Source organism: Paenibacillus ferrarius (genome assembly GCF_002027705.1).
Classification (GTDB): Bacteria; Bacillota; Bacilli; order Paenibacillales; family NBRC-103111; genus Paenibacillus_E; species Paenibacillus_E ferrarius.
In genome coordinates this window covers 19,809-31,886 of sequence record NZ_MBTG01000011.1, presented here as the reverse complement: position 1 = coordinate 31,886, position 12,078 = coordinate 19,809, and the positions used below count along the sequence as shown (strand labels likewise).

The 12,078-nt window shown below is 45.5% G+C and carries 8 protein-coding genes and 1 pseudogene; all 9 read right to left on the bottom strand.

The window, feature by feature from the left end; translation table 11 throughout:
- Positions 1-40: 40 nt before the first annotated feature.
- On the bottom strand, positions 41-1,567 hold the full coding sequence (locus tag BC351_RS12605) for a glycoside hydrolase family 43 protein (protein ID WP_079412463.1): 1,527 nt from the start codon (positions 1,565-1,567) through the stop codon (positions 41-43).
- Between the two features lie 43 nt (positions 1,568-1,610).
- On the bottom strand, positions 1,611-3,230 hold the full coding sequence (locus BC351_RS12600) for a response regulator transcription factor (protein WP_079412461.1): 1,620 nt from the start codon (positions 3,228-3,230) through the stop codon (positions 1,611-1,613).
- Positions 3,223-4,980 carry a sensor histidine kinase gene (locus BC351_RS12595; RefSeq protein ID WP_244208978.1) on the bottom strand — a complete coding sequence of 586 codons (1,758 nt, stop codon included), beginning with the start codon at positions 4,978-4,980 and terminating at the stop codon, positions 3,223-3,225. The genes BC351_RS12600 and BC351_RS12595 overlap by 8 nt, the downstream gene beginning before the upstream one ends.
- A gap of 85 nt (positions 4,981-5,065) precedes the next feature.
- Positions 5,066-5,968 (bottom strand): carbohydrate ABC transporter permease, encoded by a 903-nt coding sequence (locus BC351_RS12590; RefSeq protein ID WP_079412693.1) that lies wholly within the window; start codon positions 5,966-5,968, stop codon positions 5,066-5,068.
- A 38-nt stretch (positions 5,969-6,006) separates the two neighbouring features.
- Complete coding sequence (locus tag BC351_RS12585; RefSeq protein WP_079412691.1) at positions 6,007-6,909, bottom strand: ABC transporter permease; 903 nt, start codon at positions 6,907-6,909, stop codon at positions 6,007-6,009.
- Positions 6,910-6,977: 68 nt separating this feature from the next.
- A complete protein-coding gene (locus BC351_RS12580; protein ID WP_079412459.1) occupies positions 6,978-8,699 on the bottom strand; it encodes an extracellular solute-binding protein in 1,722 nt (573 codons plus the stop codon).
- A 403-nt stretch (positions 8,700-9,102) separates the two neighbouring features.
- A complete protein-coding gene (locus BC351_RS12570; protein ID WP_079412455.1) occupies positions 9,103-11,406 on the bottom strand; it encodes a glycoside hydrolase family 95 protein in 2,304 nt (767 codons plus the stop codon).
- Positions 11,403-11,561, bottom strand: coding sequence for an AraC family transcriptional regulator (locus BC351_RS41555; protein WP_244208977.1), 159 nt, complete (start codon positions 11,559-11,561; stop codon positions 11,403-11,405). Before BC351_RS41555 ends, BC351_RS12570 begins: the two co-directional genes overlap by 4 nt.
- A 295-nt stretch (positions 11,562-11,856) precedes the next feature.
- Positions 11,857-12,067: pseudogene (locus BC351_RS43360) on the bottom strand (family 43 glycosylhydrolase); the annotation flags it as partial.
- Positions 12,068-12,078 lie beyond the last annotated feature (11 nt).

Sequence of the window (12,078 nt, the reverse complement as noted above, 5' to 3'; positions counted from 1 at the left end):
CGTATTTCTCTTACACGTTAACTGAAGGGCTGCCTCTCCTCTATACATTACTCTCCACATTAAATCGAAAAAAATCAAAATCAGCATGCCCGCCAACATGCTTGGTCGCATAATTAAACAACCCAAACCGGTAGCCCATAAAATGATCCAGGGTATACTTCATCTTCAAAGGAGCCCCGATTTGCTTCCATTCTTCACAGTCGGCTGAGTAGTAAAAGCTTGCAAGATCAATGCTGTTTTCAAAATTGAAATGAATTTTCAAATAAATCATACTTTCCTCGTATGGAAAACGCTCGACCGTTTCTTCACTACCGTCGCCTCCATTGACACACATCGCAACATATCGCTTTCCGTTCGCTGCGGCTTGAATACCGACTGTTCCGAAATGATTTTGAAGTGCAACCATACCAGCATGATCACCCGGCTTCATATGGGAAACATCCATTGCCGTAATTCCGATGCATACAGGACCTTCTGTCCGCTGCGTCAATGTATTGCGTGCAAATAGGATACTGTCGGTACTATTCCCCGTCTCTAATTGCAACCAGCCAGGACGCGCGATCACAGACCACAGGCGGTTATCCGGATTATGATTCCATTGCCAATTAAGGTGCAATTTATTTTCGTTATAGTCGAACTCATCGCTAATAACCAATTGGGTAGGCGCCGTAGGTGCCGTGCTCGGGAATTGCGCCTGGAATGAAACTTGCGCTTTACCTTCCATCCCAATGACCGGCCAGTCCTCCATCCAAGTAACTTGAAGCACAATGGGAATTCTCCCCACAGCATCATGATCTTGAAAGAATAAGGCATACCACTCATCCTGCGGTGTATCCACAATGCCTCCTTGAGCGATACCATGATTGCGGTAACCCATGTCGTCGTCAAGAATCACTTTATGCTCATAAACACCGAGCAACTCCCTGGAACGGTAACAAAGCTGCCTACGACGTCGATTTCCGGTATTGGGCCACTCTATGAAAAACAAATAATAATAACCGTTCAGCCTATACGCATGGCACCCCTCGCATCGCAGCATGATGCCGTCACGTTCCGTCTCGAAGAGCCGCTGATCAATACCTCCAGATTTTACTGTCATCACATCAGCCGTCAGTTCCGTAATGCGAATACTACCGTTGCCATGAATGACATAAACCCTGCCATCGTCAAACAGCAGACTTGGATCATGATGGATTCCTGCAATGACAAATCGCTCCCACTTCCCGTTCTCGATATCCGCTGTCCGATATATGTAAAACTGGTTCATATCATTACTTGAGAAACACACATAGAACGTGCCATTATGATGCCGTAAACTTGCCGCCCATGACCCTTTACCGTAAATGCCTTTCCCATCCAGCAAGTTGTTGGCGTCATTATCCTCTAAGGTATCGTAAACGTAGTTCACGATCTTCCAATCCATCAAATTCTCAGACTTCATAATCGGGCATCCAGGCATTGCATGCATGCTTGTGCTTACCATATAGTAGGCCGTTCCTACTCTAATAACGCAAGGGTCCGGAACATCCGCCCAGATAATTGGGTTCGTTATCGTCACATTCTCCATCGCTAACTCTCCTAATACTTAAGAATTGCTAATCCCAATACGCTTATTTCCTTACAATCTCACGATACTCCGCTGGAGTCATACTGGTTGATTTTTTGAAAAATCGAGTAAAAGAGTGTGGGGTTTCATACCCTACCTGAACACCCACTTCAGCAATTTTAAGTTCATCTTTCTTGAGCAAATTTTTGGCTTTCTCCATTCTAACTTCATCAATATATTCAGATAGATTGACGCCACTTTCCTGCTTAAAAAGCCGCGATAAATAGGACGGATTGAAGTGTATCACGCTAGCTAAACGTACGAGAGACAAGTCTTCACCCAGATGCTCCTCAATGTACAACCGGATCTTCTCTATCACCGCTGCTGCTCTATTGCGTTCTACACTTAATCGAAGATTAAACAAAGACTCTGCGGTCTGTTTCAAAAACTCATAGCTATCTTGCCAAGACGAATGCCTATCTCTTTGCATAAGCCCGGTTGTTCCAACCTTATCGTGCAGCTCCCAACGGTTAATATAGGATAATAAGTTGAGAGCAATTGTGTAATACAATTCCAGGGCAAAAGGTCCGCCATTTCCTCGTTCATCAAAGGCTATTTTCATTAGTTCGTTGAACAGATGGAGAAATCCCTCTCTATTTCCACCTTCTAGATGAATCGCCAAGGACTCCGCTTTTTCTCTCAACGTTCTTGAGTTAGCCGCGGTTCCAATGGTTTCCAAGGTGACTGTTTGAACCATCTGGGCACCGTCTCCCGCTCGCCAGTACTGCTCACTTCTCATTCGATCGTATATCTCAGAAAGCTGCTTCCATTCGCAGGTATCGGCGCAAAGCGTTATAGCAAAAGTAATTCCCAAAGAATCATGACAAGCTTGCTGCATAAGCTCAAATTGTCCCTCTAGAAATTTGACCGTGCGGGAATAGGCTTCTTCCGAATCCCTAACTTGGGCAAGCTTGGGTTGAACAAGCCAGACGAGGTCGCCGTATTGATCTAAGATTCCTAGACTGTTTGTGCGTTCTTCCAAAAATGTCTCTGCCAAAAATTTGACAGCAAGTGCTGCATTCTGACTTTCCGCAAAGGTATGGTGTGTGTTCGTTCTTTGCAGGTCAGCTAACGCCACAAGGATGGGCAAAGTTGGATCAAGAGCAATGCCAAGATTACGGAAATCAACGACTAACTCCTCCGTTGTTCTTGTCCCTTGAAGCAAATAACGGAAATAATTCCCTTGAGCAAGGGTTTCGAGTGTAGTAAGCTTTTCTCTCGATTGCTTGACTAGATCGTGGAACTTTAAACTGTTTTCCAATTCATGAATCGCATCTGTTACGGCCTTAATGATCTTATCGTATTCTTCACTCTTCAAAAGATAACTAACTCCAGGTGATTGAATCGCTTGGTAGACATAATCAAAGTCATTGTACCCGGTTAAAAAAATGATTTTGCAATGTGGCCAACTACTGCGTATGTTTCTCATTAGCTCGAGACCATCCATCCCGGGCATACGAATATCGGACATCACGATGTCCACTCTTGTCGTATTCATCCAATCCAACGCTTCTTCACCGGAATAGGCTTTATACAAATCAAGATTGAGATTCAGTTGGCTAAATACGTCAAACAGCCCGTCTGTAATGATTTCCTCATCATCAACGATCAGCATTCTAATCATGAGCATCACCACCTTGATAAGGAATAGAAATAATACCTTTCAATCCCCCCAGCTCGCTTCGGCTTATTCGTAGACCGTATGCTTCACCGAATGTCATTTGGACACGGCGGTGAATATTCACCAAGCCCGTCGTCTCCTCATGTTCATCACCGTTATCCAGCGTGTCCGAGAGACGCTCCAGTGTCTCATCCGTCAAACTATCACCATTATCCTCCACAATGATTCGTATCTCATTCTCTTCCAACTCGAAGCGAATCATAATGTTTCCACTGCGTTTCATTTGTTCCAAACTGTGTTCAAATGCATTCTCGATAATCGGCTGCACAATTAGCCTTGGTACTGATACCTGTTCTATTTCCCGCGGGAGAGCGTCGAATTGTACCCGGATACGCCGAGAGAAGCGTAATTCCTGAATCTCCGTGTACATTCTGGCATGGTGAATTTCTTGTTTCAGCAGCACCTCGTCAGAAGCATTCCTGGTAACAAATTGGAAATATTCACCAAGCTGTGTGACGAACTGTCCGATCCGTTCAACGTCTCCAATCTTCGCCATCGTCCTCAGGATAAAGAAACTGTTGTATAGAAAATGTGGATTAATCTGCGATTGAAGCTGCTTCAGCTCCGCCCGTTGTGTCATAATTTTCTGCTTATACACCTGATCGATCAAAGAGCCAAGATTGGTGACCATTTGGTTAAATCGGCCATACAAGTAACCGAGCTCGTCCTTAGACTCGTGCTGGATGTTCACATCCAGATCCCCATTTTCCATACGCCGGAAGCTCTTAACTAGCGTTAACAACGGTTTGTGAATAAATTTGTAGGTAGAGAATGCATAAATAGCAATGATAACAATAGCAACGAAAATAAATAACCATGCCCACAGATAAAACTTGTCTAGCGGCTTCTTAATAATTTGCTCTGGGATAAACCGATAAATAGACATGTTTAAATAATCAGAGCTTGCAATTGCGGTATAATATCGGCTGCCCGAAATGGTAAAGGTTCCCGTACTGTGAACTGGATTTTGTTTGATTTGTGCAATGGTGGCCGGTATATCCTGCCATAAGTGCTCTAAAGATCCACTCGTGAGAATAACACTGGTATTCTCCTTGGTCATCAACGTTCCACTTCCAGGATAGGTGTTAAACTGGCCTAACGCCTCCTGCAATCTCTCCTGATCCAGTTCAATTTCAATAATGAACAACGGCTGATTCCCATTGGTTACTCCCTGCTTCGCAGCACTTAAAAACAACCCGCCGTTCCACTCAATGATTTGGTTATTTCTACTGCTCAAAGCTGAGCGCAAGCCATTGTACCGTTCGGTATCAAATTCGCTTGGGCCATTGGCAGATGAAATCGTTTTGAATATCGGATAAATATGAGCACTTACATTTTTAATATAAGGACTGCTGTTTTGAATGGCATAAAGCCGTTTTCGCAGTGAGTTAATTTTTTCAGTGCGTTTAAACACATCCATCGTGTCCCAAGTCAGCGTCAGTTCGTTGAGATCTTCGTCCTCGATAACGCCAAACTGCAGCAGCTTCATCCGTTCTATCTCTTTCTCAAGATCGTTGATATAGAAGGTTAGTTGGGACACCGCCGTTTTGGAGATGTCTTCGCTTGCCGTCTGGACGATCCAGTTATACAGGTAGACACCAAATAATAAAATCGGCAGCATGATAAGCAAAAAAGTGCTGAGCAGCCGAAGGAAAATCGTGTTTCGTAAAGTAAATGGCTGACGGTTGATCAAGGTACAAGCCCCCAACTTTTTTCTTCCATTATAGCCTGAAGCTTGTAAGTTTCCTAAGCATTTTGGTTAGGAAGCCATCCATGCACTACCCCTTAACACTACCGAGGACAATCCCTTTAACAAAATACTTCTGCAGGAAAGGATACGCCAAGATAATGGGAAGGGAGCCCAAGAAGATCTGTGAAGCTTTCAGCGTCCGATCAGAAATAAGGGCCATATTCAAGGCTTCATCACGTGATATATTCGTTAAATTTTGTTGAATGACGATCGTTTGAATGTAGCTCTGGAGCGGATAATGACTAGGGTCTCCCATAAGCAGGAGGCCGTCAAACCAACTGTTCCAATGTTCGACCATGGAAAATAAGGCAAGAGTTGCAAGAGCAGGCATGGATATCGGCACATAAATTTTCCAGAGTGTTGTCCAATAGCTTGCACCGTCCATGACCGCCGCCTCCTCCAGCTCCTTCGGCACCTCTCGAAAGAAATTAAGCAGCAGGACCACGCTGAATACGGGAACCGCACCGGGCAGCACGAGCGCCCAAATCGTATCCAGCATATTGTATTGCTTAAGTGTCGAGTACCAAGGGATCAAACCACCATGAAAGAGCATCGTGATGAAGAAAATCCAAGCATAAACCATACGCATGCGAAACGCCTTCGTTTCCTTGGATAAAGGAAATGCGACGAGAATGGTTAAAATCAAATTTAACGGCGTCCCGATCGCGATGCGTTCTAAGGATACAAGCATGGACTGCCAAAATGCTCCCCGACTAGCCGTAAACTTGTAAGAGGCTAATGTAAAGTCAACCGGCCACAGTTTTACATGACCTGCTGCGGCTGCCGTACTTGAACTAAACGAGATAGCAATGATATGAATTAACGGGAGGACACAAATTAATGATACGATGATAAGAAAAGATACATTCAGAACGGAAAACCACTCGAATCGGATTCGACTTTTGGGTACCCGGAGATAAGTATCAGACACAGAACTGGGTGTTGGTTGTACCACGGTTTTCCCTCCTCCTAGAAGATTCTATATTTTGCAAATCGATAGGCCACAAAGTAAGAACTTGAAATTAAAATAAGTGAAACTAGCGACTTGAATAGTCCGACGGCCGTTGCTACACCGTATTGAGCATCCAATAATCCGATCCGATATACAAAAGTATCCAGAATATCGCCGCTTTCATACACCTGAGGGCTATATAAATTGAACACTTGATCGAAGCCTGCGTTCAAAAGCTGTCCTAAACTGAGAACTGATAACAAGACAATGACCATTCGCATGCCTGGAATCGTGATATGCCATATCTTATGCCAGCGGTTTGCGCCGTCAATCGTGGCAGATTCGTATAAGCCAGGGTCAATGCCCGTGATAGCCGCCAAATACACGATAGTCCCATAACCAAAATTTTTCCATATATCCGATGAAATGAGTGTAAACGGAAACCAATGATTGTCTCCAAGGAAAAATATCTTATTCAAACCGAAAGCACCTAATAATTGGTTAACAATACCGGTAGAAGGCGATAGAATATCGATTAGTATCCCTCCTAGAACAACCCAAGAGAGGAAATACGGTAAATAAATGGTCGTTTGTACGCTTCTTTTAATGACCTCATTCTTCAATTCGTTAAGAAGAATGGCGAAAATAATCGGCACGATTAAGCCTAGAATAAGCTTAAGACTTGAAATAAAGAGGGTATTCCACAGGACCTGATTAAAGCTAGGCAGGTTCATGACATATCTGAAATTATCCAACCCCACCCATCGCTGGTCACCAAATAATCCCTTTGCAGGGATGAATTTTTGAAATGCAATGATAATTCCCGCCATTGGGACATATGAGAATAGCACAATGAGTACTAATCCCGGTAACATCATTAGATGCAGCGGAAGCTCTCTCCACATTTTCCCGATACCCATAAAATAACCTCCATTATTTAATGCATAAAAAGCAGAGGAAGGATGGTTAACCCGTCCTCTGCCCGCATCTACTTCTTCGTTGCTGCATACCATTCATTGACTTCTTTCGTAATTTGCTCGCCGCCTAGCTTAGTCCAGTCTTTCACAAACTTATCGAATTCATCTACAGAGCCGCCCATAATAATTTTGGTATATGTCTCATTCATTAATTTCTCTAAAGTCGATTTCCGCTCAACCATCGTTGGCGTAGGTGCGCCTACGAATTTATCCATCAGGAATTGACTATTTTTATCGTACTGGTCAACGACACCCTCAGAGCCTTCCGGACCATAAATGCGTTCCCAACCCCACAAGGCAAACCCTTCTTTTGAACCCGAATTGAAAGCCTCTATCTTGCCTTGAATCGTTTTAGCTTCTCCCTTCAGGGTCGAGAAGTCGTTCGCTTTACGTGCCGCATCGATCGCTCTGAATGCCTCTACATTTTTCTTTACCGGGCTTGGAGTTACCGGCGACAGCTGCCATACGCTTTCTGCTTCCGGCGGTGCATAGTATTTGTCAAACTCCGCTGTTTTGCCAAAGTTTTTCTCCAGATGCATATTGAACAGCTTGATAACCGCCTCAGGATGCTTGAAACCTTTTTTTACCGCAAAAAACTTGCTTGTACTGAACCTTAAAGGAACTTTAGGTGTATCTCCGGACTCCGAAACGATCGGGAATGCCCGCCATTGTGCATTCGGATCATTGTTACGGTTCAATTGAAGCGGCCAGATCGAGTTCCACTGTTCGCCATACTCCATTCCGATCTTGCCAGCAGCTATTTGCTCAGATACCTTGCCACCGTCTTTAATCCCGAATTCCTGATCAATTTCTCCATTCTTAAACATGCCTTGAAGGGCTTGAAGCGCTTTCTTAACTTCCGGCTGAATACCGCCAAACATCAGCTTTCCGGATGCATCGGTAATCCACATATTCGGATAAGCCTTATACCCTGCCATGAACCCCTCTAACCCTATAGCTCCTCCCCACAAAGCTTTGTTTAAACCGAGGCCAAATGTATCTTTTTTCCCATTGCCATCCGGGTCCTTCTCGGCAAATGCTTTTGAAATCGTTTGTACATCTGCCATCGTCTTTGGCGGCTGTAAGTCTAATTTGTTAAGCCAATCCGTACGAATCCAGATAAACATAGCGCGTTCAAGCGAGGAGTCGACCTGCGGGATCGCCATCAGTTTGCCATCGATCGTAGCAGCATCGAATGGGCTTTTCCCTTCTTGCGATAAGATCTCTTTGGTTAGGGGAGCCGCATATTTCTCATACAAAGCTGTCATATCTTCAATTTGGCCGGAATCTGCTAATTGCTTTAACTGAGTCGCGTTCACTGGAATAACATCAGGCAGATCGCCAGAGGCCAGCGTTACATTCAGTTTCTGTAAATACTGATCAGAAGTATCGCTCCCCTTTACGACCCAATTATTTTTAATATTGATGCCGAGCTGTTCCTTATATAGACGTGTCCATCGGTTGTCTTCAAACGTTTCGCCTTTTAGCACACCGAGTACGTTATTCTCAACAACATCGTTGAGGTTCCGGACAAACGACACCTCAATTGGTGGATCATACTTGCCAAGCGGTTCTATATTTGCACCTTTCACATCGGTATTCCCGGCAGTGCTCACTGCTTCATTCTTTCCAGTACTCGTTGAATTGTTTTGGCTGGTGCATGCCGATATGAGCGTTGTTATGGCGAGTAAGGAAACAGACAACGCTTTCATTTTGTGTTGGTTTAGCTTCATGTACATCCCCCTATATTGAGTATTTAGAGCTATCACTGCAGTGACGTGGTTATGTTTTCATTATAGGGTTGGCAAAACATCCAGACAATGTACAACTCTTTACTTTACTTACCAAATCTTGTTGTAATGTAAGCGCCGTCATTGTGTGCAAAGCCCTACAAAATATCAAACATCTTCTCTCCTTTAAACGGATTAAGGACTGTCCACAAATTCTCTAACAAAAGAGGTGTTGTTAATTTTGTTACTCGCTGTTGCTCCTCACGGAACATAATCGGTGTTTGCCTTTCTTGAACGCCTTGAAGAGGGAGTGCCCACATATTCCCGACTCCCTCGGCAATTTCACTGATTTTGATATTCGAGTTAGCAAGTTCCGAAATTTCACCGCCCTGACGGCCCAAAAAATTTACGATATGGATGCCTCGAGATTATATACTCCTCCAACAACGGTCTCGAAGACGACGACCCCATCCTCCTGCAAAACAACGATCGGTGCTCCGTTAGCCGTTACCGTTACTTGGATGCTGCTACGCACCTTGCATAGGCCAGCGCCTTTATCAGAAACAACTCGAGCGGCTTGCAGCTCTCCTTCCGCCCACTCAATGCCGACCGAGAAGCCGCCTCTGGCGCGAAGACCCGTCACCTTCCCCGAATGCCACGCCTTTGGTAGAGCAGGCAAAAGATGGATTTCGCCTGCATGGCTCTGAAGAAGCATTTCAGCGATCGCAGCCGCACCTCCAAAGTTCCCATCGATCTGGAATGGCGGATGATTATCAAAAAAGTTTGGCAGCGTCGAATGTGTGAGAAGCGCGTTAAGATTGTTCATCGCTTCCTCGCCGTTCCTAAGTCTAGCCCAGAAATTAATGATCCATGCTCGACTCCATCCAGTATGGCCTCCGCCGTTCACCAAACGCCGCTCCAGCGTACACAGTGCAGCTGCCGCCAGTTCGGGCGTTCCGTCGGGCGTAATCTGGCTACCGGGATGCAAGGCAAATAAATGGGAGATATGGCGATGACCCGGCTCCGCCTCTTCGTAATCTTCATACCATTCCTGAAGTTGGCCGTACCGTCCAATTTTGGACTGGGGAAGCTTCATCAGTACTCGTTGTAACTTCGGTCCTAGCGCCTCACTTTTCCGGATGCCGAGTATCCGTTCAGTCTCTAGTACTGCTGTGAACAGTTCACGAATGATCTGCGTGTCCATCGATGGTCCGGCACATAGTACGCCAGATTCTCCATTTGGAAGGATATATGTATTCTCTGGTGACACAGATGGGCAGGTAACCAGCTCACCTCCCGGAGTTTCCACTACGTAATCAATCAAGAACAACGCAGCTTCCCGCATGGTGTCGTAAGCGTTGCTGAGAAACTCCACGTCCATTGTAAATTGGTAATGCTCCCATAGATGCAGCGAGAGCCAGGCAGCTCCCATCGGCCAATACGTGGAGGGCAGCCATGTATCTTGTGGAGCAGTATCCGCCCAGATATCGGTATTATGGTGAGCAGTAAACCCCCTGCAGCCGTACATAACGGACGCCGTATGCCGGCCAGGTTCGCGCATCCGTTCCAGTAACTCAAAGAGAGGTTCGTGGCATTCGGAAAGCGCGCACGATTCCGCCGGCCAGTAATTCATCTGCGCATTGATGTTGATCGTATATTTGCTGTCCCACGGCGGAAGGAAGTGCTCGTTCCAGATACCTTGCAAATTGGCGGGCAGCGAGCCAGGCCGGCTGGAGGAGATGAGCAAGTAACGGCCAAACTGAAAATAAAGCGTAAAAAGGTCCGGATCGGACTCTCCACCGCTAAGTCTGCCCATACGATGTGATAGGCTCATGCGTCCGTTTCCCACGTCTTCCGTAACCATCGACAACGATACTCGTCCAAATAATTCGCAATAGTCGTCTAGGTGTCTCCGATATAGCGCTTGATAACCCAGACGGACGGCAATCTCCGCTTTCTCCCTTGCTTCTGCCAAAGGATCAAAAAAACGGAATGTCGTTGCTGCGGACAGAACAAGTGTCACACTATTTGCGTTCTCCACAATCAGGTGCTCGCCTACCGCTTTCACTATGCCGCCTTCAGCTGCTGCTCTAAGTACTACACCATACTGGTTGCCTCCCTCACCGCCACAATTACCGCTCATCCAGATCGCGTTGTTTCCCTCTCGTCCGGCATGGTCAGCGTAGCGCCAACGGCCGCGCTCCAGACGTGAGGTGAAACCGATTTCACCAGACCGGTTTGCTGTAATCCTCATGATGATTGCCTGATCAACGTAACTAGCAAAGAGCTCGCGCTTAAATAAAACGCCGCCCTGACTGAAGGTGACCGTAACAGTGCCGCTTTCCAAATCTAGTGTGCGCTCGTAATTATCCGGTTCGCCGTCTGGAAGAGAGAAGTCAAGTAAAAGATGACCGAGAGGTAAATAATGCCGCTGCGATTCCGGTAAACCGGACAACGCCATGACAGCGAGTCTCTCAGCTTCCTTCAACTTTCCTTCAAATATTAAACGTCGGATTTCCGGAAGATTTGACTTTGCATCCGGATTATTACGATCCCGTGATCCGCCGTACCAAACGGAGTCCTCGTTTAATTGCAGTCGTTCCTGTTGCGTCTGTCCATACACCATCGCTCCCAGCCTGCCGTTACCGATTGGCAGTGCCTCATCCCATTTCATTGCTGGACTCTTAAATAACAGCTTAAGATCTGTCAACAGCTATCCCCTCCATCGGTAGATTCAGTCACTCCATCCTCACGATAAGCTCCTGGAGTGATGCCCATGTATTTTTTGAAAACCTTCGTGAAGTAATGCTTGTTCTCGAACCCTCCCCTCTGTCCAATCACGTGGAAGATGCCAGCATTCTTCATAAGACCCTTCAGAATCAGTGGCTCGTCATCGACAATCCGTATGTGCCCTTTCCCTGTTCGCTTGTAAGTTCTAGCCGTGAAGCACCGAGATAGAAAGATTTGATACGCTCGCTGACATTATAGAGCCCTAACAAATTAATTATCATTAATAAAAATACAAAAATAAGTTGATCTACATTGCATCGGTAGATCAACCTTTTATTATATGATTTGTGAAATGCTCGTATTTTTGAACAGGTCTTACTTTATTCCCGTCCCAAAGCATATTGACGAGCCACTTGCACCCAGATTCCACCGAATCCAAGCTGCCTTCCATATTTATTTGAGACTTTCTTGATAGTGGGTGACGAAGCAGCTGCCAATGTATAAGATCCTTTGAATGATGAATTTGAACACTGGGAAACCATTCAAACATGGATGTGGCAATATAGTAATTATCATCTACCCTAAAAATAGAAGGAACAAGGATTGAATCCGGGCAAAATCGGGTTCGTAATATGGGTCATCTCATCATTCC

What these genes read in the sequence shown, in the direction of transcription:
- BC351_RS12605 (WP_079412463.1), bottom strand. Translation starts at nt 1,567, where the DNA reads ATGGAGAATGTGACGATAACGAACCCAATTATCTGGGCGGATGTTCCG.
- BC351_RS12600 (WP_079412461.1), bottom strand. Translation starts at nt 3,230, where the DNA reads ATGATTAGAATGCTGATCGTTGATGATGAGGAAATCATTACAGACGGG.
- BC351_RS12585 (WP_079412691.1), bottom strand. Translation starts at nt 6,909, where the DNA reads ATGGGTATCGGGAAAATGTGGAGAGAGCTTCCGCTGCATCTAATGATG.
- BC351_RS12580 (WP_079412459.1), bottom strand. Translation starts at nt 8,699, where the DNA reads ATGAAGCTAAACCAACACAAAATGAAAGCGTTGTCTGTTTCCTTACTC.
- BC351_RS41555 (WP_244208977.1), bottom strand. Translation starts at nt 11,561, where the DNA reads ATGAAGAATGCTGGCATCTTCCACGTGATTGGACAGAGGGGAGGGTTC.